The sequence below is a fragment of the Ruegeria sp. AE4 genome (genome assembly GCF_056542185.1).
On sequence record NZ_JBQFZK010000001.1, the window covers coordinates 645,734 to 667,210 of the forward strand.

Annotated in this window: 24 protein-coding genes and 1 pseudogene; 13 read left to right on the top strand and 12 right to left on the bottom strand. The window is 56.6% G+C overall.

Features of this window, described 5'->3' with window-relative positions; genetic code table 11:
- Positions 1-119: 119 nt before the first annotated feature.
- Complete coding sequence (gene tgt / locus ACR0EK_RS03265; RefSeq protein ID WP_480545616.1) at positions 120-1,250, bottom strand: tRNA guanosine(34) transglycosylase Tgt; 1,131 nt, start codon at positions 1,248-1,250, stop codon at positions 120-122.
- Positions 1,251-1,313: 63 nt separating this feature from the next.
- Positions 1,314-2,225, bottom strand: coding sequence for a nucleoside hydrolase (locus tag ACR0EK_RS03270; RefSeq protein ID WP_480564947.1), 912 nt, complete (start codon positions 2,223-2,225; stop codon positions 1,314-1,316).
- A 175-nt stretch (positions 2,226-2,400) separates the two neighbouring features.
- On the opposite strand from ACR0EK_RS03270, the gene ACR0EK_RS03275 reads away from it, so the two are divergent.
- From ACR0EK_RS03275 to ACR0EK_RS03285, 3 genes are all read left to right on the top strand, one after another.
- Positions 2,401-3,291 carry an SPFH domain-containing protein gene (locus ACR0EK_RS03275; RefSeq protein WP_480472533.1) on the top strand — a complete coding sequence of 297 codons (891 nt, stop codon included), beginning with the start codon at positions 2,401-2,403 and terminating at the stop codon, positions 3,289-3,291.
- Positions 3,291-3,569 carry an NfeD family protein gene (locus ACR0EK_RS03280; RefSeq protein WP_480505339.1) on the top strand — a complete coding sequence of 93 codons (279 nt, stop codon included), beginning with the start codon at positions 3,291-3,293 and terminating at the stop codon, positions 3,567-3,569. The genes ACR0EK_RS03275 and ACR0EK_RS03280 overlap by 1 nt, the downstream gene beginning before the upstream one ends.
- 94 nt (positions 3,570-3,663) lie before the next feature.
- Positions 3,664-4,026, top strand: coding sequence for an SUF system Fe-S cluster assembly protein (locus ACR0EK_RS03285; protein ID WP_480481125.1), 363 nt, complete (start codon positions 3,664-3,666; stop codon positions 4,024-4,026).
- A gap of 229 nt (positions 4,027-4,255) precedes the next feature.
- On the opposite strand, the gene ACR0EK_RS03290 is transcribed toward ACR0EK_RS03285, so the two are convergent.
- On the bottom strand, positions 4,256-4,597 hold the full coding sequence (locus ACR0EK_RS03290; RefSeq protein WP_480485770.1) for a hypothetical protein: 342 nt from the start codon (positions 4,595-4,597) through the stop codon (positions 4,256-4,258).
- A 217-nt stretch (positions 4,598-4,814) separates the two neighbouring features.
- Here ACR0EK_RS03290 and ACR0EK_RS03295 point away from each other — a divergent pair, with 217 nt between their 5' ends.
- Together ACR0EK_RS03295 and tpiA are read left to right on the top strand one after the other, a co-directional pair.
- On the top strand, positions 4,815-5,180 hold the full coding sequence (locus ACR0EK_RS03295) for a HesB/IscA family protein (protein ID WP_480481127.1): 366 nt from the start codon (positions 4,815-4,817) through the stop codon (positions 5,178-5,180).
- A gap of 149 nt (positions 5,181-5,329) precedes the next feature.
- Positions 5,330-6,079 (top strand): triose-phosphate isomerase, encoded by a 750-nt coding sequence (gene tpiA / locus ACR0EK_RS03300; protein ID WP_480537770.1) that lies wholly within the window; start codon positions 5,330-5,332, stop codon positions 6,077-6,079.
- A gap of 9 nt (positions 6,080-6,088) precedes the next feature.
- Here the strand turns inward: tpiA and ACR0EK_RS03305 are convergent, their stop codons facing one another.
- The 7 genes from ACR0EK_RS03305 to ACR0EK_RS03335 form a co-directional block, all read right to left on the bottom strand.
- Complete coding sequence (locus ACR0EK_RS03305) at positions 6,089-6,604, bottom strand: nucleoside deaminase (protein WP_267364504.1); 516 nt, start codon at positions 6,602-6,604, stop codon at positions 6,089-6,091.
- On the bottom strand, positions 6,601-6,912 hold the full coding sequence (locus ACR0EK_RS03310) for a DMT family transporter (protein WP_480564950.1): 312 nt from the start codon (positions 6,910-6,912) through the stop codon (positions 6,601-6,603). Before ACR0EK_RS03310 ends, ACR0EK_RS03305 begins: the two co-directional genes overlap by 4 nt.
- 153 nt (positions 6,913-7,065) lie before the next feature.
- The gene (locus ACR0EK_RS03315) at positions 7,066-8,442 is read right to left on the bottom strand and encodes a TRAP transporter large permease (protein WP_480564953.1); all 1,377 of its coding nucleotides are present in this window, start codon (positions 8,440-8,442) and stop codon (positions 7,066-7,068) included.
- A complete protein-coding gene (locus tag ACR0EK_RS03320) occupies positions 8,442-9,119 on the bottom strand; it encodes a TRAP transporter small permease (protein ID WP_209504065.1) in 678 nt (225 codons plus the stop codon). Before ACR0EK_RS03320 ends, ACR0EK_RS03315 begins: the two co-directional genes overlap by 1 nt.
- A 116-nt stretch (positions 9,120-9,235) precedes the next feature.
- On the bottom strand, positions 9,236-10,237 hold the full coding sequence (locus ACR0EK_RS03325) for a DctP family TRAP transporter solute-binding subunit (protein WP_209504066.1): 1,002 nt from the start codon (positions 10,235-10,237) through the stop codon (positions 9,236-9,238).
- 286 nt (positions 10,238-10,523) lie between these two features.
- Positions 10,524-11,753 (bottom strand): sigma-54-dependent transcriptional regulator, encoded by a 1,230-nt coding sequence (locus ACR0EK_RS03330; RefSeq protein ID WP_480564956.1) that lies wholly within the window; start codon positions 11,751-11,753, stop codon positions 10,524-10,526.
- On the bottom strand, positions 11,750-13,531 hold the full coding sequence (locus tag ACR0EK_RS03335; protein ID WP_480564959.1) for a sensor histidine kinase: 1,782 nt from the start codon (positions 13,529-13,531) through the stop codon (positions 11,750-11,752). Before ACR0EK_RS03335 ends, ACR0EK_RS03330 begins: the two co-directional genes overlap by 4 nt.
- Between ACR0EK_RS03335 and ACR0EK_RS03340 the strand changes: the two genes are divergently transcribed.
- Positions 13,530-14,711, top strand: a complete 1,182-nt coding sequence (locus tag ACR0EK_RS03340) for a cytochrome P450 (protein WP_480564962.1) — start codon at positions 13,530-13,532, stop codon at positions 14,709-14,711. The two genes, ACR0EK_RS03335 and ACR0EK_RS03340, sit on opposite strands and share 2 nt — an antisense overlap.
- A gap of 45 nt (positions 14,712-14,756) precedes the next feature.
- Here the strand turns inward: ACR0EK_RS03340 and ACR0EK_RS03345 are convergent, their stop codons facing one another.
- Positions 14,757-15,239 (bottom strand): Lrp/AsnC family transcriptional regulator, encoded by a 483-nt coding sequence (locus tag ACR0EK_RS03345; protein WP_267365581.1) that lies wholly within the window; start codon positions 15,237-15,239, stop codon positions 14,757-14,759.
- A 174-nt stretch (positions 15,240-15,413) separates the two neighbouring features.
- Here ACR0EK_RS03345 and cobA point away from each other — a divergent pair.
- From cobA to infC, 7 genes and pseudogenes are all read left to right on the top strand, one after another.
- Positions 15,414-16,160: pseudogene (cobA, locus tag ACR0EK_RS03350) on the top strand (uroporphyrinogen-III C-methyltransferase); the annotation flags it as partial.
- Positions 16,160-16,474: a DUF2849 domain-containing protein gene (locus ACR0EK_RS03355; protein WP_480485783.1), complete on the top strand. Its 315-nt coding sequence runs from the start codon at positions 16,160-16,162 to the stop codon at positions 16,472-16,474. The pseudogene cobA and the gene ACR0EK_RS03355, both read left to right, overlap by 1 nt.
- A gap of 65 nt (positions 16,475-16,539) precedes the next feature.
- Positions 16,540-18,204, top strand: a complete 1,665-nt coding sequence (locus tag ACR0EK_RS03360; protein ID WP_480481141.1) for a nitrite/sulfite reductase — start codon at positions 16,540-16,542, stop codon at positions 18,202-18,204.
- Positions 18,194-18,955, top strand: a complete 762-nt coding sequence (locus tag ACR0EK_RS03365; protein ID WP_480564965.1) for a phosphoadenylyl-sulfate reductase — start codon at positions 18,194-18,196, stop codon at positions 18,953-18,955. The genes ACR0EK_RS03360 and ACR0EK_RS03365 overlap by 11 nt, the downstream gene beginning before the upstream one ends.
- Positions 18,952-19,359, top strand: a complete 408-nt coding sequence (locus ACR0EK_RS03370; RefSeq protein WP_267365587.1) for a DUF934 domain-containing protein — start codon at positions 18,952-18,954, stop codon at positions 19,357-19,359. Before ACR0EK_RS03365 ends, ACR0EK_RS03370 begins: the two co-directional genes overlap by 4 nt.
- A 107-nt stretch (positions 19,360-19,466) precedes the next feature.
- Complete coding sequence (locus ACR0EK_RS03375) at positions 19,467-20,300, top strand: ferredoxin--NADP reductase (protein ID WP_209504075.1); 834 nt, start codon at positions 19,467-19,469, stop codon at positions 20,298-20,300.
- Between the two features lie 245 nt (positions 20,301-20,545).
- Entirely contained in the window at positions 20,546-21,007 is a 462-nt protein-coding gene (gene infC, locus ACR0EK_RS03380; protein ID WP_480481680.1) for a translation initiation factor IF-3, read from the top strand.
- A gap of 57 nt (positions 21,008-21,064) precedes the next feature.
- Here infC and ACR0EK_RS03385 read toward each other — a convergent pair whose 3' ends face one another.
- A complete protein-coding gene (locus tag ACR0EK_RS03385; protein WP_267365589.1) occupies positions 21,065-21,454 on the bottom strand; it encodes a hypothetical protein in 390 nt (129 codons plus the stop codon).
- Between the last annotated feature and the right edge of the window lie 23 nt (positions 21,455-21,477).

Here is a 21,477-nt window from a genome sequence, read left to right on the forward strand (position 1 = left end):
GCGTGCCGGGAACATATCCACCAAAATAGTAGAATACGCCCCGGTCTTGCGCGATCAGTCGCCAGAAAACAGCCCTGCTGTGCAGAATTGCCCGTTTTCGCCTTAGAGGGGGCAAAACATCACAGCGGTTCGATATCCCCCTGCGCGCGCTGCGCGTGGAAATCGGCTTGCCAGACTTCGAACGCGCCCGCGGCAATCGCGTCGCGCATGCCGGCCATGATCTCCTGAAAATAATGCAGGTTATGCCATGTCAGCAACATGCCGGAAATCATCTCATTCGCACGGAACACGTGGTGCAGGTAAGCGCGGGAATAATTCGAACAAGCCGGGCAAGTGCAGCGTTCGTCCAGCGGCCGCGGATCGTCTGCGTGACGGGCATTCTTGATGTTCACCACACCGTAACGGGTGAAAACCTGCCCTGTACGCCCGGACCGCGAGGGCAACACACAGTCCATCATGTCGATCCCGCGGGCAACAGCACCGACGATATCGTCGGGTTTGCCAACGCCCATCAGATAGCGCGGCTTGTCCGATGGCAGGAAATCGGGGGCATAATCGAGGCAAGAGAACATGGCCTCCTGCCCTTCGCCGACGGCCAGGCCACCAACTGCGTAGCCTTCGAAACCGATAGATTTCAACGCCTCGGCGCTTTCTTCGCGCAGGTCTTTTTCCAGCCCACCCTGCATGATGCCAAACAGCGCATGCCCCGGACGATCGCCAAACGCATCGCGCGACCGTCCGGCCCAACGCATCGACAGGCGCATCGACTCGGCAATGCGGTCACGATCCGCTGGCAGCGCAGGGCATTCATCGAAACACATGACAATATCCGAGCCCAACAGGCGCTGGATCTCCATCGACCGTTCCGGCGTCAATTCGTGCTTTGACCCGTCAATATGGGATTTGAAGGTTACGCCCTTTTCAGTCAGCTTGCGCAAACCGGCCAGCGACATGACCTGAAATCCGCCGGAATCTGTCAGAATGGGCCGATCCCAGTTCATGAACTTGTGCAGTCCACCCAGTCGATCAATACGCTCAGCGGTCGGACGCAGCATCAGGTGATAGGTGTTCCCCAGCAGGATGTCTGCCCCCGTCGCGCGAACGCTTTCCGGCATCATCGCCTTGACCGTTGCCGCAGTGCCAACCGGCATAAAGGCAGGCGTTCGCACGTCGCCGCGCGGTGTGCTGATCACACCGGTCCGGGCTTTGCCGTCTGTGGCTTTCAGATCAAAAGAAAACTGTTGGGTCATGTCATCGCCTCGGGTCGCCGAACCGGGCAGGCTTTGCCCGATCCGTTCGGTCTTTGCAACCCGTCAGGGTAGCGAGGCAACACGGTCTGTAAACAGTTGAACAACCCCTGCCCCATCCACGTCGCGGCAGACCCGAACTGCGGGACGTTCCGGATCAGGTCGCGTCGCACCCTTCTGGTCGCCTTCGGTGACAACCCGCAGACCCGTTTCGACCATGTCAAACATAGCACCATGAGAACAAGCAATCACAGCCGTCGAATCGTGCAGGCCGCAGCCCTCCAGACCACCGACGTCCTTGTAGAACTTCAGGTAAAAGCGAGAGATATCTCGCAGAAAGGACCCCATGTCAGGTGATCGCATTGCCAGGCTTTCGAAATCTGCAGTCTCGTAGAGCGTTTTCAGCGTGACATCCAAGCCGACCAGTACGGTTTCCGGCGGTGTGGCAAAGACCTCTTCAGCGGCAATCGCATCATGATAGATGTTGGCCTCGGCATGTACTGTAATATTACCAGGGCAGTACACCGCCCCGCCCATGATCACCAAACGCCCCAGATTGTCGGCGAATTCCGGATCCAGACGAATGGCGTTGGCGATGTTGGTCAGGGGGCCCACGGCGCACACCACCAGCTCTTTCTTGTGGGTTCGCGCCATATCAACCAGAAATTCAGCAGCTGGCAGGGCGTGGTTGCTTCCAATTTCGGGAATTTCAGTCAGGTCACCGAATCCTTCGGGACCATGCACATGTTCGGAGGGCGAATGCGTATCGGCACCCAGGGCAACCGCAGCCCCTTCCGCGACAGGCAGATCCAGACCCAGCTTATCAAGCAGGAACCGGGCATTGCGGCTGGATTGGTGAACATGCGTGTTTCCGAACACGGTGGTCAGGCCGATCAGCTCGATCTCGGGCGCTGCGGCGGCATAGGCGATTGCCATGGCATCATCGATGCCAGGATCTGTATCGATTATCATTTTCATCCAAGCCCGATATCGCAAACAATCAGGGATGCAAAGCGGTCACAGCACTAATTTTCAATGCCGCGTTTCACTATCTGGGCATTTGCATGACGCTGCTTTCCCCTCATACCAGAGTTGAAATCGGGCGACTCAATCGCCACATGTATACTATAGTACACAACAATAAGAGGACAGAATGACCGAAGACCAAATCATCGGATTGCTTTCGTCGAACATCATTTACCTGCTGGCAGCAGTGCTGGTAATTGTTATCATTTTCAAAGGCATCAAGATTGTACCACAGTCCGAAAAATATGTGGTTGAACGGTTTGGGCGCCTGCATTCCGTGCTTGGCCCCGGCATCAACTTTATTGTTCCGCTACTGGACATTGCGCGTCACAAGATATCGATCCTGGAACGCCAGCTGCCAAACGCGACGCAGGACGCAATCACCAAGGACAACGTTCTGGTGCAGATCGATACATCGGTCTTCTACCGTATTCTCGAACCTGAAAAGACGGTTTACCGGATTCGCGATGTAGATGGCGCGATTGCCACCACTGTCGCCGGGATCGTTCGCGCCGAGATTGGTAAGATGGATCTGGATGAGGTTCAGTCGAACCGGTCCCAACTGATCACGCGTATTCAGGAAAGCGTTGAAACAGCTGTCGATGACTGGGGCATCGAAGTCACCCGCGCCGAGATTCTGGACGTAAATCTGGATCAGGCCACCCGTGACGCCATGCTTCAACAGCTGAACGCCGAACGCGCCCGTCGTGCGCAGGTGACAGAAGCCGAGGGCAAGAAGCGCGCAGTCGAGCTGCATGCCGACGCCGAGCTTTATGCGGCGGAACAAACCGCCAAGGCGCGGCGCATTCAGGCCGAAGCCGAAGCTTATGCCACAGGTGTGGTCGCCAAGGCCATTCAGGATAACGGCATAGAAGCGGCCCAGTATCAGGTTGCCTTGAAGCAGGTTGAAGCCCTGAATGCGCTTGGAAACGGTACTGGCAAGCAAACTATTGTTGTGCCTGCCAACGCACTGGAAGCCTTTGGTGATGCATTCAAAATGCTAAAAGGAGGAAAATGATGGCAGACCCATTCTGGTTGACCTGGTGGATCTGGCTCGCCGCCGCATTGGCGCTGGGTATCCTTGAGATTGTCCTGCCAGGGTTCATTTTTCTGGGCTTTGCAATCGGAGCCGCAGTCACGGGCCTTATCCTTGCCGTATCCGGAATGGCTCTGTCTTTGAACGTGTTGGCGCTGATCTTTGCAGTGATGTCACTGATTGCGTGGCTTGTTTTGCGGAAACTGTTTGCGTTGCCGAACGGTCAGGTCAAAACTTTCAACCACGACATCAACGACTAAATTGCCGCGGCGCCCCAATCGGCGCCGCCGCCCTACTGGACCCTGTTGCTCCTATTCCCTATATAATCGCTCAGGCAACTGACCCGAGGCAAAGATGACTCACCCGAGCGAACAGTTTGAAGGCACACCGCTGATTGCGCCGTCAACCATTGAGCACCCCCTGTACGAGCCCGTGGTCGAGGCGTGTCGCACGGTCTACGATCCGGAAATCCCGGTGAACATCTATGACCTCGGCCTGATCTACACGATCGACATTTCCTCGGACAACGCCGTGAAGGTGATCATGACACTGACAGCACCCGGTTGCCCTGTTGCCGGCGACATGCCCGGATGGATCATGGAAGCGATCGAGCCTGTTGCAGGCATCAAAGAGGTTGACGTGGAACTGACCTGGGAGCCGCCCTGGGGTATGGAGATGATGTCAGACGAAGCACGTCTGGAACTGGGATTTATGTAGGCACCTGCCACAGTTTCCCGGGTATTTGTCACAAAACATTGGCGTTTTTGTTACCTGCTCGTGCTGTCCCTGTCACAATGATGCAGGAAAAGACCTGTGGACGGCACCAATCAGTGTCGCCTCGGGCCAGACATGATTTGACCGCCCCCCGAGTTCCGGCCCCGAAACACGGACCGTTCTTGCCCGAGAACGGTCCTTTTTCTTATCCAAACCACCGAACGTCGGGTAATCAGTTAAAATTGCAGGTCTTTTTGATCTCCGCAGATCTGGCGTCAAGTTGATTGATGTAGTCGCCCGACAGCATTTGCAGCCGTTTGTGTTCCGTTCCTGTGACCAGCCCCAAAAGTGCCCCGGCAGGAGTAATGGCGGCAACACTTTCCAACTGTTGGTCCTGCGCGTGCTTTTTCTCGGCCGCGATGGCGCGCAAATCGCCCTCGGCGGTCGCGCAGTTTACTGGATGCCTCTCTCCATCATTGGTGGCCGCCGCATCATCCGGAACAAACAGAAGAACTGCAATGGTAAGCACCGCGCGCATCAAGATCGAATTAACAATCGCCTGTAAATCATTCACAATAATATCCTTTCCGATAGTATATCAAAGCAAACCGAATTAACGGCTGACCAACTTGAACCCATTCAGTTCCACGGTCTCACAGTTGGATATCTTCAGCGAACCCATTCTGAATGCCGGGTTGTTTCATCCGGATAAAACTCTTTATAACACACCGTCTTGAGCCTTGACCTCCTGAGCCCTAAATTAAACGCAACGCGCGACAACGGAGACTTACATGTTCGGCATTCCCGGCAAACAGGCTGTGACCATGACACCTAAAGCCGCAGAACAAATCACCCGCCTGATGAACTCGGGTGGCCACGCTGGCTTGCGCATTGGCGTCAAGAAAGGCGGCTGTGCAGGCATGGAATACACCATGGAATATGTCGATCAGGCTGATCCGCATGATGAAGTTGTCGAACAGGATGGAGCACGCGTCATGATCGCGCCAATGGCGCAGATGTTCCTGTTCGGGACTGAAATCGATTACGAGGTGTCGTTGCTGGAATCAGGTTTCAAGTTCAGGAACCCGAATGTTGTCGACGCCTGCGGTTGCGGTGAATCCATTAAATTCGATGAAAGCATCACGCAGCAATCCTAGTTTGCGCCGGATAATCCCGTGACACGGGCCCGCCCGAACGCCGTGTTGTCGATCAAAGCGCGTGAACCCACCCGATCCGTGGAATTGTAAGATCGCGTCGACAATGCTATCCGCATCCTAAATCATCGAATGATCAGGGAGATACGGGTATGCGGCGCAGGCTTGCGGCAGGAAACTGGAAAATGAACGGAACCGGTGCTGCGCTGAGCGAGCTTGAAGCACTGTGCAAGTCTCACCCAGACGCTTCGGTCGATATACTCATCTGCCCTCCGGCAACATTGCTCAGCCGTGCCGCAGACACCGTACGCGGGTCAGCAGTCACCGTTGGTGGGCAGGATTGTCACGCGGCAAGCGCGGGCGCGCATACAGGCGATATCAGCGCCGAGATGCTGCTGGACGCGGGCGCGACGTCAGTCATCCTGGGTCATTCCGAACGTCGCGTAGACCATGAAGAGCATGACGAGGATATACGCGCCAAGGCCCGTGCAGCGATGGACGCGGGGTTAAAAGCGATCATTTGCGTAGGCGAAAGTCTGGAGCAACGCGAGGCGGCCAACACGCTCGACATAATCGGCGGTCAGATGTCGGGGTCGATCCCGGATCAGGCAACCGGCGAGAACCTGATCATTGCTTATGAGCCGATCTGGGCCATCGGCACCGGCAAGGTTCCGACGCTTGATGAGATTGGGGAAGTTCACGACTTCATCCGCGCCCGGCTAGAGCGCCGCTTTGGCGAAGGTGTGGGCCGCTCTGTCCGTCTTCTGTATGGTGGGTCGGTCAAACCCTCCAACGCGGCGGAGATCTTTGCGGTTTCAAATGTCGATGGTGCGCTTGTGGGTGGCGCCAGCCTGAAGGCCGGGGATTTCACGGGCATTATTCAGGCGCTGGAGAGCGTCTAGGATTCGCCTTTACTCGGCAATATCTTCGGCCCAAAGCTCTGGCTTTTCTTCGATGAACCGCTGCATCAGTGCGATGCAGTCAGGATCGTTGGCTATCACCACCTCGACACCGCGTTCGCGCAGGAAGTCTTCGTTGCCACCAAAGTTCTGGGTATCGCCGATCACCACACGCGGGATACCAAACTGAACGATAGTGCCCGAGCACATCATGCAAGGTGACAACGACGTGTAAAGAACCGTATCCCGATAGGTTTTCTGACGTCCCGCTTTGCGCAAGGCATCCATTTCGCCATGTGCGATCGGATCCCCGCCCTGCACACGTTGATTACGCCCTTGTGAAACAATATCGCCACCCCGCGCCAGAACTGACCCGATCGGGCATCCACCTTCGTCAAACCCGGCTTTGGCCTCGTCATAAGCAACGCGCAGCAGGCGCTTGTCGGTCTCGGTCAGCATTCCGGTCTCCATTTCCCGTGTTTCCTGAACCCTGCCCAAGCGCAATAGCTTGGTCAATAAAGGGCTCATGCCAGCTTCATCAGGATAAGACCCGACACGATCAGAAGGGCCGCGAGAATCCGCGCAGGGCTTAGGGCTTCGCCCAGAAACAGGATACCGACACAGAACGCCCCCACTGCCCCAATACCCGTCCAGATGGTGTAAGCCGTGCCTAATGGCAGGTCGCGCATCGCCAGCGCCAACAGGCCGAAAGAGCCGATCATCGAAAGAGCCATAAAGGCCGTAGGCCACAATCGGGTGAAACCAGCCGATTGCTTCATCGCTACAGCCCAGACGATTTCCAACAGGCCAGCAAAAAGAAGAAAGATCCAGGGCATATGACAACCTCGTATTCGTTCGGGTCGTCCCGAAAGATGTCCCATTATGGGGAGGTCGTCCTCTGAACCCGAGTTAAGCACTTGATGCCGGGGTTCAAGATACGAAAAAACCGGGCAGTCGAAACCGCCCGGCTACGTACATCGTCAAACCACTTAATTGGTTATGATTTCCGGGCCCATGAAAGTGTTGGGCAGGAAGGTCGAGATCCACGGTATATACGTCACCATAATCAGGAAGACGAAGAGAACAGCGAGGAACGGCAGCGCTGCCCTAACAACGCTCATCATCGGCATACCTGCAACGCCCGAGGTTACGAACAGGTTTAGACCAACCGGAGGCGTGATCATTCCGATTTCCATGTTCACCACCATAATGATGCCCAGATGGATCGGATCGATGCCCAGCTCGATGGCAATCGGGAACACCAGCGGTGCGACGATCACCAACAGGCCCGACGGCTCCATAAACTGTCCACCGATCAGAAGGATCACGTTCACAACGATCAGGAACGCCACCGGCCCTAGCCCTGCGGTCAGCATCGCCTCGGCGATATGCTGCGGCACCTGTTCGTCCGTCAGAACATGCTTAAGGATCAGCGCGTTGGCGATCACGAACAACAACGTCACCGTCAGCTTGCCCGCCTCGAACAGTGTATGCTTGGTATCCGGGTGAAAGAACGCCGCGACCAACGCGTAAGGCTTTTTCAGCAGCGGCAGGTTCTGTGCGTCCCCTTCCGTACTCAGCGGACCCATGTCCTTGTAGACGAAACTGGCGATGAAAAAGGCATAGACGGCAGCAACCGCGGCAGCCTCGGTCGGGGTAAAGATACCCCCATAAATGCCACCCAGAATGATAACGATCAGGAACAGGCCCCAACCGGCCTCGCGGGCCGAGGTAAAGACCTCACCCCACCCCTTCCATTCACCCTTGGGCAGGTTCTTGACCTTTGCCATGACATAGATGGTGACCATCAGCATGAAGCCAGCCATCAGACCGGGAATAACGCCAGCCAGAAACATGCGCCCAACTGAAACTTCGACGGCGGCAGCATACACAACCATCACGATGGACGGAGGGATCAGGATGCCCAGCGTACCCGCGTTACAGATCACACCAGCGGCAAACTCTTTGGAATACCCAACCTGGCGCATACCTGCGATGACAATCGACCCGATCGCCACAACCGTGGCCGGGGACGATCCTGACAGCGCGGCAAACAGCATACAGGCAAACACGCCCGCAATCGCCAGACCGCCGGGCAGATGCCCCACGCAAGCAATCGAGAAACGGATGATCCGACGCGCTACACCACCTGTCGTCATAAAGGACGAGGCCAGAATGAAGAACGGGATCGCCAACAGGGTGAAATGCCCCTCGAACGCCTCAAACAGCGTGCCTGCAACTGAAGCCAGCGAACTGTCGGAATAGATCAGCAGGAACAGGGTCGAGCTGAGGCCAAGTGCAACCGCAATCGGAACCCCGATCAGCAGCAGGCCGATGACCATCGAGAAAAGAAGGATAACGTCCATCAGTCATGCACCCCTTGTTGTGCGCGGACTTCTTCAATCTCGTCCTCGACTTCGTGGCTGGCGACAAGGCGATCGGTCTCACCACGCCAAATTTGAACGGCGACCTGCGTAAACCGGATCACCAGCAGCAGCATGGACACCGGCAGAACCAGATAAGGTACGACCTTGGGCAGTTTTTCATACCCCTCGCCATAGTTGATCAGGTCTTCCAGAAAGCGCAGCGGAGCGACCATGGGGATGTCGTCTACCTCGTAGAAACTCTGGCTGCGTGCGCCGAAATCAAACCCGGTAGGGAACCAGCGGCCCGATGTTGGCGGCAGATCTGCAAAGACGGCCCAATAATCATATGCCCCTTTGAGCATCAGCAGAGAAAACACCAGACAGCATCCAACCGAGACCAACGCCATTAGGCGCCTCGGTGCTGGCGCCAGCATGTTCAGGATTGCATCCACGCCCAGATGAGCATGTTTCTTGACTGCGTAAGACGCGCCCAGCAGCACCAGCCAGCCAAACGTGAACACTGTCAACTCAAGTGCCCATAGGATATTGGAATTAAAAACAAACCGCGCGATCACGTTGGCAAATGTAACGACCGTCATAAGGCCCAAAAGCAACGCGATCAGGGTTTCTTCGATATGGTCGATCAGCCCGCCCTGGCCGGAGTTCGCACCAGACATCTTTCAGTCCCCGCATTTTATTGAAGAGAGAGTTGAGAATGGGGCGGGCCATTTCAGCCCGCCCGGCCTGCGCGTCGAATACTCCCCAGTCCCCGGACGCGCGGTCTTTGACCGGATCAGAACCCGGCGTTGATGGCCTGTGCCGCGTCGATCTTGTCCTGACCCACGTCACCGGCGAATTTGTCCCAAACCGGTTTCATTGCGTCGACCCAGGCCTGACGCTGTTCAGGGGTCAGTTCACGGATGACGCCGCCTGCATCGATGATCGACGCTTTGGCCGCTTCGTTCACAGCAAAGGCTTCTTTGTTCCGGGTCTCGGTAACTTCGGCCAGAATAGTCAGGAACTGATCCCGCACCGCCGGATCAAGACTGTCCAGCCAATCCACCGATGTCACGACCAGATAGTCGATGATGCCGTGGTTGGTTTCGGTGATACCGTCCTGCACCTCAAAGAACTTCTTGCCGTAGATGTTCGACCAGGTGTTCTCCTGCCCGTCCACAACGCCCTGTTGCAGCGCGCCATACACTTCCGAGAACGCCATTTTCTGCGGGCTGCCCCCGATGGCTTCCATCTGTGCCACCAGCACATCTGACGACTGCACGCGGAACTTCAGACCGTTTGCATCCGACGGATCAACCAAAGCCTTGTTGGCCGACATCTGCTTCATGCCATTGTGCCAGAACGCCAGACCTTGCAGGCCACGACGCTGCATGCTGTCTTTCATCGCCTGCCCCTCGGCCGAGGCCTGGAACGCGTCTACAGCGTCGACATTCTTGAACATGAACGGCAGGTCAAACAGGCGGAACTGTTTGGTGAACTTCTCGAACTTCGACAGCGAGGGCGCGGCCAGTTGCACGTCGCCCTGCAACATCGCTTCGAGAACTTTGTCATCGTTGTAGAGCGTCGAGTTCGGATAGACCTCAACACACATCGTGCCGTTCATTTCATCGTTGACCCGCTGCTCCAACAGCGATGCCGCGATACCTTTGGGGTGTTTGTCGGTGTTCGTCACATGCGCGAACTTAACGACGATTTCACCTTCGTCGCATGCAGCCATACCAGCCGTTGCGGTTACTGTCAGAGCAAGCGCTGTTGCTGCCGTTGTCAGAAGCTTCATCTGATATCCTCCCAGAGTTCCTTGAAACTTGCAGTCGACGCCGGGTAAGCGCCGTATGGCGTGCAGTGAAGCGACTCAGGGTAAAGCACACAACTTTTGACTGCGATTGCGGAAAGTGTCTGATTACCTGTTTAATACCAAAGTGTTACGCCGTTGCTGGTTCAGGTTCTGCGCTTCCCAGGTCCGAGCCGTGCGAAAACTCGCACATCCTCAGAGCGGCTTGTGCGGATTTCCGCACAATTTCCGAATCACTTCTTCGAATCAGATGTGCCAATCCGGTTCCTGCTTATCTGCGGTAATCCTCGGGACGAATCTGGTAGCGCGCCAGCTTGTCGTAAAAGGTCTTGCGCGGCAGCTTCAGCGCCTTGGCCGCATCTGACGCTTTTCCATTGTGGCGGCCCAAAGCTGCAATCAACAAAGATCGTTCAACCCGCGCCATCTGTTCGCTCAACCCCAGATCCGTAGCCTGCGCAACCTCCTCAGGCATCCCAAGAACAAACCGCATCGCTGCTGACATCAGCGAACGGGCGTTGCCCGGCCAGTCGCTGGCCATCAAGGCCGCCAGATGTTCAGACGAAATCTCGGGAATTGCGATGCCTGCCTGCTCGGCCGCTTGCGCCACATAGTGACGAAAGATAACCGGAATGTCGTCGGGGCGTTCCGCCAGTGAAGGAACACGCACCCGCATTACATCCAAACGATAAAACAGATCAGCGTTGAACCGCCCCTCCGAACTTAACGCAGACAGATCAGCGGTTGTTCCTGCAATAATGCGCCCCCCCGGACCCCGCTCGATGATCTCCAACGCCGCAAACTGCGTGGCTTGGGGCATGGCGGACACTTCGTCCAGAAACAGGGAACCACCCACGGCATCGCCGCAGCTTTGGGCAAGGTCATCGGGGCTTAGACTTGAAGCCGGACGTTTGACAAAAGGCCCCTGACCAGCGGGCGACATCAGGTGAACCACTTCGGCTACTTTGGATATGCCGCTGCCCGGCGGGCCGGTAACAAGAACTTCGGCCCCTGTCGGTGCGACGGTCCGCACGCGATCCCGCAGCGCCTCAGCTTGCGGAGACAGGCCAAACAGCAAACGTGCGGCCGGGTCCCCCCTTTCAAGTTCGGATTTCAGGGCGCGCTGTTCCAACACTTGGGTGCGGGCTGCGAATGCGCGTTCAAGAACATCCATCAGGTCAGACGCAGCGCAGGGTTTTTCGAGAAAATCGAACGCTCCTTTTCCCATGGCTTCTACGGCCATTGGGATATCACCTTCTCCGGTCAAAAGGATCACCGGAAGCTCGGGGTCGATGTCCCGAGCATACGCCAACAAGTGGAAGCCATCCCGCCCGGGCATTCGAATGTCCGAAATAATCACACCGGGGAAATCCCGCCGAATATGATCCTTGGCCGCCACAAAAGAACCGGCTGTTGTCGGTGCGTAATCTGCAAGTTCAATGGTTTGCGCCAATGCCTCGCGAACAGCTGCGTCATCATCGACCAACAGAACCCTGCGCATCATGCAGCCTCTTCTTTTCCGTAGGGCTCCAGCTCGACGGTAAACACTGCGCCATCAGCCGTGTTTGCCCCGCGGATTTCACCCCCAAAGCTTTGAACAAGACCATATGATATAGAAAGACCAAGCCCCAGACCTTCAGATGATCCTACGCTTTTGGTCGAGTAAAACGGCTCGAACACCCGGTCGGGGTCTTCGATCCCCGGTCCGGTATCCTGCACAGAAACGCGCAACCGGTCTTCTTCGTGCATCACAATCGAAATGTACCGCTTGGGTCTCCCCAGCATCGCATCCGCCGCGTTATTGATCAGATTAACAAAGACCTGCACCAAGCGGACTTCACCCCCCCAAACATAAACCGCAGCCTGTCCCGGTTCCCATTCCAGCGTTACATCATCGTCACGCAATCGGGTTTCGGTCAATTCGACGGCAGTTTTCAGAACCTGCACCAGATCGACCCGGCCCATCGGTTCGCTTTCGTTGCGGGCAAACGCGCGCAGGTTCTTGATGATCCGGGCCATGCGGGCGGCCATTTCCGAAATACGCCCAAGGTTTTCGCTGGCCCTGTCGCCTTTGCCGCGTTCAAGAAAGGCCGTACCATTGTCGGCGAACTGCTGGATTGCCATCAACGGTTGGTTGAGTTCGTGGCTGATCCCCGCCGACATCTGCCCCAACGCGCTGAGCTTACCTGCCTGCACCAGCTCTGCCTGCGCTTTTTTCAGTGCTGCTTCGGCCTCCTGACGCTCTGCAACTTCGCGGCGCAATGCGGTGTTTGCTTGGGTCAAAGCACGGGTACGCTGCGCCACCCGGCTTTCCAGAACCGTGTTGGCATTCGCCAGCGTCCGTCGCCGTTCCATCGCAAGATACAGCATCGCGCCAAACGCCAGACAGATCGCGGCGACCGCCGCCGCCTGCAACCCGGCAAGTCGCCGGGCCGGGGCCACGTCCACCAAAACCTCGGCGGTCATATCGATCACAGGCAATTCAAGCGTTAGGTGCAACGCATCGCGTGGCAAGTACCGCCCCCAGTTCAGCCGCCACAATTCATGCTGGCCGACCCGCGTCTCAGCAAAATCCACTGACGCACCCTCTGGCGGTGACAGCCCGGACTGACCAACCTCGCGGCTCCAGAACAGCAAGTCCGACCGGTTCGAGATGAAGACGACACCGTCAGAATCAACAAAGAAAACGGCTTCGGTACTGCCCCGCCAAGTTTGTTCAATATCCTGGACATCGGCAACCACCATCACTGCACCTTCGACTTGCCCGGAGGCGGCAAAAGTCGGAGCGGCATAGGAATATATCCGGTCGCCACTGTCTGGAACCACCTCATGCGCGGTGCCCGCCGCCCCCTGCATGGCGCGCCTGAACGCAGGATGTGCGGACATGTCTCGCTGTGTCACTGGCTGTGCAGCGACCAGAACCCGACCGTTGCGATCCAGGTACATCATGTTGACGGCCGCTGTCTTGTCAGCAACGTCCAGCAACATCGCTTGCGCGTCATGTATCTGTGTTGGTGTATCCAACGCGTGCAAAGCGGGATGTGTCGCCATCAGAACCGCCAATTCCTGGTAGACCTGCATCTGGGTGCTGAGCCGATCCGCCGCCAGTTCAAGGTCAGCTTCGGCCTTGTCACTTAGCTGAGACAGCGCCTGACGATAGCCATAAGACCAAACAAAACCTGACAGCAGCCCGACAGCGGACAAAAAACCGACAATGATCCAAACTCTCTGCATAGACAGGGTCTTGCATTCAACGCGGCTCGTGGCAAGTGTGCGTCGCATGAAGTCATTCTCGCAATCCCCGACAGACCCGGGTTTCGTTCAGAACCCCTACCCTTTCTATGATCAGGCCCGCGCTGCTGGTGATCTGTTCTATTGGCGCGACTACGATATGGCTGCTGCGACGTCCTGCCATGCGGTGCGAACACTTCTTCGCGACCGCCGGTTTGGGCGGGAAGTTCCGCCTGAATGCGCGATACAGGGCCCCGCCCATTTGGCCCCCTGGCTGGCTATCGAAGCCCATTCGCTGCTTGAAGCTGAACCCCCGCGACATACCCGCCTAAGGGCGCTTGTTATGCGCGCTTTCACGTCGCGGGAAATTTCTGCGTTGCAGCCTTCCATAGAATCGCTATGCCACAGTCTTGTCGAGGCGTTTCCGAATACACCTTTCGATCTGCTGAGCGCTTATTGCACTCAGGTCCCGGTGGTAACTATCTGCCGACTGTTGGGCGTTCCCGAAGACATGGCGCCCAACCTGTTGCAGTGGTCGCATGACATGGTCGCGATGTATCAGGCCAACCGGACACAGGCGACCGAGGATAAGGCCGCCAAGTCCTCTCAGGAGTTCACGGATTTCCTGTTGGGATACATTAAACAACGACGCAACGATCCGCGTGACGATTTGATCACCCGGCTTATCAGCGCCGAGGAGGAAGGCGAAAAGCTGTCCATCGACGAGCTGGTCGCAACATGCATCTTGCTGCTGAATGCAGGTCACGAAGCAACCGTGCATTCGCTGGCAAACGGTGTGAAAACCCTGTTGCAAACACATACCAGCCCCGACGTTCTGGCACCGGACCAGATCGACGCAACGATCGAAGAAATCCTGCGCTATGACCCGCCTTTGCATATGTTCACACGGTATGCGTATGAAGACCTTGACATATTTGGGCATTCGTTCAGGCGCGGTGATCAGGTCGCGCTTTTGCTTGGCGCTGCAAACCGCGACCCTACCGTCTGGGATGAACCCGAAAGGTTTGTTCCGACGCGCTCGATTGAGGTCAACACAAGTTTTGGTGGAGGCATCCACTTCTGCGTCGGCGCCCCTTTGGCAAGGTTGGAAATGCGCATAGCCCTGCCCATTCTGTTCAACAGCTGCCCGAACCTGCGGCTTGCCGATCCGCCGACCTATTCAGACAGCTATCACTTCCATGGTCTGGAACGGTTAATGGTTCAGGTCTGACCTATATAAGGCGCGGATCGATCCGGCGCTGGCAGCACCTGCCTTCTATGCCCCTTCAACCAATGCGTTGAGGGGAAGCATCGTTGTGGACTTGATTTCTTCCATCGACAATAGCGCGGTCACATTGTGCACCCGTACCTCCGAAATCAGCGACTGGTAGAATTGATCATAGGCGCGCGCGTTCTTGACCCGAACCTTGAGAATATAATCAATGTCGCCTGCCAGCCGATGCGCCTCCTGCACTTCGGGATGTTCGCGCAATGCCTTAAGGAACTTGCGCTGCCACTCAGCCTCGTGTTCCGACGTGCGGATCAAAACAAAGAAAGTCGCCTCAAACCCTAGCGCTTCGGCATCCAGCAAAACCGTTTGCTGACCAATGATTCCCGCACTCTTGAGCTTACGAATACGATTCCAGACAGGCGTCTTTGAACTGCCGACCCGAGCCGCTATTTCGTCCAGTGACTGCCCTGCATCACGTTGCAGCTCGGCCAGAATTTTCCGATCCGTATCATCTATCCGCACCGACATTCCAATATTCCTTCCACATCGAAGCTTTCGTTCCAAAATTTTGTTTCGATGGAACGTTTGTCCTTATTTGAGCGCCCATATGGCGCTTTGGTGGGAATATTTCCTATATTGAGGGTCAAGTCAAACCACACCCGAGATGATCCGATGCAGGACGTTCGCACAACAGGCACCAAAGGGCATGTCGACTTTGTCGGCGCAGGTCCGGGCGACCCCGAGTTGCTGACACTCAAGGCGCTGACTGCGTTTGAGCAGGCTGATGTTGTGCTGCATGACCGCCTTATCAGTGAACCCGTTCTGGACATAGCCGGTCAAAGCGCCGCTTTGGTTGATGTCGGCAAAGCCGGATTCGGCCCATCCTGGAAGCAAAGTGATATCGACGCTCTTTTGGTCGAATATGCCCTGAAAGGTAACCGCGTGGTCCGCCTGAAGTCCGGCGATCCGACTGTCTTTGGTCGTCTGGATGAAGAGATTGAGGCCGTCGAGGCGGCTGGAATCACGTGGCAGATCGTTCCCGGTATCACGGCGGCCTCTGCCGCGGTGGCTGGTATCGGCCAAAGCCTGACTCAACGCGGCCGGAATTCCTCGGTGCGGTTCCTGACCGGGCATGACATGAAAGGTTTTGCCGATCATGACTGGAATGCCCTGGCACGGGCCGGTTCGGTTGCTGCGATCTATATGGGCAAGAAATCTGCCCGCTTTATCCAGGGTCGCCTGATCATGCACGGCGCCGATCGCGCTACTCCAGTCACACTGGTCGAAAACGCCTCGCGCCCGAACCAGCGGATTCTGGCCACCACACTGGATCAACTGCCCGCCGACCTGGCCACCGCCGAAATGGACGGACCAGCCCTGACATTCTATGGCCTTGCCCCGCGCGAAGCGACGCAGGCCGTAACCGAATTCAACAAGGAGCTTGCCTGATGGCCCGCGCTTTTACCCCCAAAGTCGTCACCGCAAATGATTTGCTGATAGGTGACGTCATTTACCAGACCGAAGATGACAGTTGGACGCGTGATCTGTCGCAAGCGGAACTGATCACTGACGAAGCACATGCACAGGTGCGTCTGCTGGATGCGGCGCGTCAGGCAAATAAAGTCGTGGGCGCTTATCTGGCCGATGCCGTTGCGGGCAAGAACGGCCCCGAGCCCACCCATTTTCGGGAAGATTTCCGCCGGACTGGTCCGTCCAACTATGCCCACGGCAAACAGGAAACTTCCCCGCAGCCCCGGGCCTGACCTCTGGCCATCTCTCTCCCCTTCAAGGCCCCTAGGTTCGGGGCTGCAAACAAGGACAGCTAGACATGTATCGCTACTCCGAGTTCGACACAGCATTTTTGGCAGAACGTAACGCGCAGTTCCGCGCCCAGGTGGAACGCCGCATTGACGGCTCGTTGACCGAAGACGAATTCAAGCCGCTGCGCCTGATGAATGGGCTGTATCTGCAGCTGCACGCCTACATGCTGCGTGTCGCCATTCCCTATGGCACGCTGAACAGTGCACAGATGCGTCAACTGGCGTTGCTGGCCGAGAAGTGGGACAAAGGCTATGGCCATTTCACCACCCGTCAGAACATCCAGTACAACTGGCCAAAGCTAAGCGACGTGCCGGATATGCTGGACGCGCTGGCCGAGGTTGGCATGCACGCCATCCAGACTTCGGGCAACACCATTCGCAACGTGACCGCCGACCACTTTGCCGGTGCCGCTGCGGATGAGGTCGCTGATCCCCGCCCTTACGCCGAATTGCTGCGCCAGTGGTCGACCGACCACCCGGAATTCCAGTTCATGCCGCGCAAATTCAAGATCGCCATCACTGGCAGTGAAAACGACCGCGCCGTGATCAAGGCGCATGACATCGGCCTGCAACTGGTTGAGCGTGACGGCGTTCTTGGCGCGCGCGTCATTGTTGGCGGTGGCCTTGGCCGTACGCCCATGATCGGCAAGGAATTGTCCGAGTTTGTCGCCTTTGACGACCTGCTGGCTTATCTGGAAGCCACCGTTTCAGTTTGGAACCAGATTGGTCGCCGTGACAACAAGTACAAGGCACGTATCAAGATCACCGTGCACGAGCATGGCATCGACGCTATCCGCGCCAAGGTCAACGAACGCTTCCTGAAGGTCCGCCCGCAGTTCAAAGGCGCGGATATGAACCTGCTGGAAGAGATCAAGGGCCACTTTGCACCGCCTGCCTTCCGCCATGCTTCGGTTGCGTCGTTTGAAAGCGCCTATACCAACGATCCGGTCTTCCGCTCGTGGGTCGACACCAACATCGCGCCGCACAAGAATGCGGACCACGCGATTGTAACGATCTCGATCAAGAAGCATGGGGCAACACCGGGCGATGCAACTGCCGAGCAGATGCGCGTTATGGCCGATCTGGCCGAAGAGTTCGCCTATGACGAGCTGCGGATTAGCCATGAGCAGAACGTGATCCTGCCGCATGTCCACAAATCGGACTTGCCTGCAATTCACGCCAAGCTGAAGGAATACGAGCTGGCAACCGCCAATATCGGTCTGATCAGCGATATCATCGCCTGCCCCGGCATGGATTATTGTGCGCTGGCGACGGCGCGTTCGATCCCGGTTGCTCAGGAAATTGCAACGCGGTTCGAGGACCTGAAGCTCGAGCATGACATCGGCCACCTGAAGATCAAGATCTCAGGCTGCATCAACGCCTGTGGTCATCACCATGTCGGCCATATCGGCATTCTGGGTCTGGACCGCGCAGGCGTGGAAAATTACCAGATCACTCTGGGTGGCGATGCGACCGAAACTGCGGCAATTGGTGATCGCACCGGTCCGGGCTTTGCCTATGACGAAATCGTTCCTGCCGTTGAGCGCATTGTCGACACCTATCTGAACCAGCGTGCAAGCGCAGAGGAGACATTCCTGGAAACATATCGCCGGGTGGGCATGGCGCCGTTCAAAGACGCCCTCTACCCCGAGGCCCGAGCAAATGCCGCTTGACCTGATCCAGACGGAACTGGGCCGGGACAGACGCGAACTGACTGAACGTGTCGAAGACCTGAATGCCCGGTTCCGGCACCACAGCGCCCATGATGTCATGCATGGGGCAATTGAAGAGATCGATGAGCTTGCTCTGGTCTCGAGCTTTGGTGCGGAATCTGTCGTTCTTTTGCACATGGCGGCGGTGGTGAACAAGGCAACGCCCGTTCTTTTCGTGGACACGCAAATGCTGTTCACCGAAACGCTGGAATACCAGCAGGAGGTGAGCGAGCGTCTGGGGCTTACCAACATTCGCATCATCCGGGCCGAGGATGCAGAAGTTGAGCGCGAAGACCCATACGGTGCATTGCGCCTGCGCGACACCGATGCATGTTGTAACCTGCGCAAGACTTTCCCGCTGCAAATGGCGCTGGTGGGGTTCGATGGCTGGATAACCGGACGCAAGCGGTTTCAGGCAGGCACGCGCGCTGCGCTGGAATTCTTCGAGGTCGAGGACGGAACAGGTCGGATCAAGGTCAACCCGCTTGCCCATTGGGCGCCCGAGGATGTGCGGGCCTATATGGATGAAAACAACCTGCCCCGGCATCCGCTGGTGGCCAAAGGATACCCTTCGATCGGCTGTGCGCCCTGCACCTCGCCTGTCAAAGAGGGCGAAGACCCCCGCGCCGGACGGTGGCGCGATCAGAACAAGGAAGAATGCGGCATCCATTTTGTCGATGGCAAGATGATGCGCGTCGGAGAGAAAACATGAACGTAATCGTAACGGATGAGGGCTTTTCGCCTGATGACTGGACCGACGGCTTTGTCACTCTGGATGATGCCGCCAATGACGTGGTCGCGCTAGACGTGAGCTCGGAGACAGACCCGGACGAACTGTTTGACCGGTTGGGCGGCACGAGGCTGGTTCGGGTAGACTTCCCGTCTTTCGCAGATGGTCGCGGATTTACCATCGCTCGCACATTGCGCCTGAAGGGCTACAAAGGCCGGCTGCGCGCCAAAGGGCATGTGCTTGCCGATCAATACGCCATGGCGCGCCGCAGCGGCTTTGACGAGGTCGAGATCGACGGAGAACTGGCAGACCGCCAACCCGAGGATCAGTGGCTGGCCCGCGCGAACTGGAAAGAGAATAACTATCAGGCTCGCCTGCGCGGCTGATCCCGCGATTGCCAGCCTGTGACGCAAAGGGGGCAATCTGTCCCCTTTTCCTGACTTGGATCAAAGATTAAACGGAGATGTCGGTTTAGCAGACCGGCAGGTAAACGATGACAGAGATGAAGCCCGTGAGCGAAGCAACCGCCGTAAAAGTCCCCGTCCTGCCGGACGCGCAAACTGTAACCGATGTCAAACACTGGACCGACAGCCTGTTTTCATTCAAGGTGTCTCGCCCGGCCTCGCTGCGTTTCCGTTCGGGCGAGTTTGTGATGATTGGTCTGCTGGGTGACAACGGCAAGCCGTTGCTGCGCGCCTATTCCATCGCCTCGCCCTCGTGGGATGAAGAGCTGGAGTTTTATTCGATCAAGGTTCAGAACGGCCCGCTGACCTCGAAATTGCAACATATCAAACCGGGTGACCAGATTATCCTGCGTCCCAAACCGGTTGGCACATTGGTGCATGACGCCCTGCTGCCCGGCAAGCGCCTGTGGTTTTTTGCGACCGGCACCGGCTTTGCGCCTTTTGCCTCGCTGCTGCGTGAACCGCAGACTTATGAGGATTATGACGAGGTCATCATTACCCACACCTGTCGCGAAGTGGCAGAGCTGGAATATGGCCGTCAACTGATCGACAGCATCCGTCAGGACGAACTGTTGGCCGAACTGATCGGTGAAGGATTTGCCGACAAGATCCGCTATTACCCGACCACCACACGGGAAGAGAGCCCAAAGATGGGTCGCATCACCACTTTGCTTCAGGACGGCACCGTGTTTTCCGACTTGGGTATTGACGGTGGCATCAAGCCCGAAACCGACCGTGCAATGGTATGCGGTTCGTTGGCTTTCAACCTAGATATCAAGGAAATCCTCGAAGGGTTTGGATTGCGTGAAGGTGCCAACTCGGAACCCAAGGAGTTCGTGATCGAAAAAGCCTTTGTCGGCTAAAGCAACCCTGCGTTCAGGGCTTTGCCACCCTGAACGCGAAAAACACCGGCAGAAAACAAGTTTTTTCGCATTACCCTGTATTTATGCCGCTTGAAGTGCGGCTCTGCCCGGTTTAAATTCCGGGCTCGAAATTCTGCAATCATCAAAGGAATGAACCCATAGCTCGCAGACCTCACAACGCGCCGCCACAGAGAGACACAGGCCCGCGCGTCAATGATAAGATCCGTGCCCCCGAAATTCGCCTGATTGGCGCCGAAGGTGAAAACGTCGGGGTGGTTCATCCCGCCAAAGCCATGCAGATGGCCGCAGATGCAGGTCTTGATCTGGTCGAAATCTCGCCCAATGCGAACCCACCGGTCTGCAAGATCATGGATTTCGGCAAGTACAAGTACGAAACGCAAAAACGCGAAAACGAAGCGCGCAAAAAACAAAAAGTCATCGAAGTGAAAGAGGTCAAGTTCCGACCGAACACAGATACGCATGACTATGACGTCAAAATGAAGAACGTCTTTAAGTTTCTGGAAAAGGGCGACAAGGTCAAAGTCACCCTGCGCTTTCGCGGCCGTGAAATGGCGCACCAGAACCTGGGTCGCGAATTGCTGGAACGTGTGGCCGAGGACATCAAAGAGGTCGGCAAGATCGAAAACATGCCAAAGATGGAAGGCCGTCAGATGGTCATGATGATCGGCCCGCTTCCGCATAAGTAATCCGCTTAAAAGACAGAAACGATCAAAGCCCCTTCGCTGCCGAAGGGGCTTTTTCGTTCAGGTCGCGCGTCTGCTTCGTAACCAGTTGACCGCATCTCTGAAGTCGAAAAGCAAGGAAATTATGTCAACGATCAGAAGCACCCAAAGAAACTTGATAAAGGCAATGCTCAGGGTCGCATCGGAAAACAACAAAAGCGTTACGATGACAACCAGTGGAACCCAGCACAGAATGTGCGGCAAAGCCATCGCACCGCTCATCCCGCGCGCAACCGCCATGATGGGTATGTTCAGCGCCATACCGGTAATCGCCAGAACAGCGATGAGCATCCCCTGCGGCTGATCCAGGAAAGCAAGCGGAACCAAATTAACCGGCACCAATATTACGGCCACCCAGATCTGAACCCAAAGGGGAAGCGCGCGGAAGCTGCGCCAAATATCCAGCACCATTGATTTCGCCTTTTCAGATACTT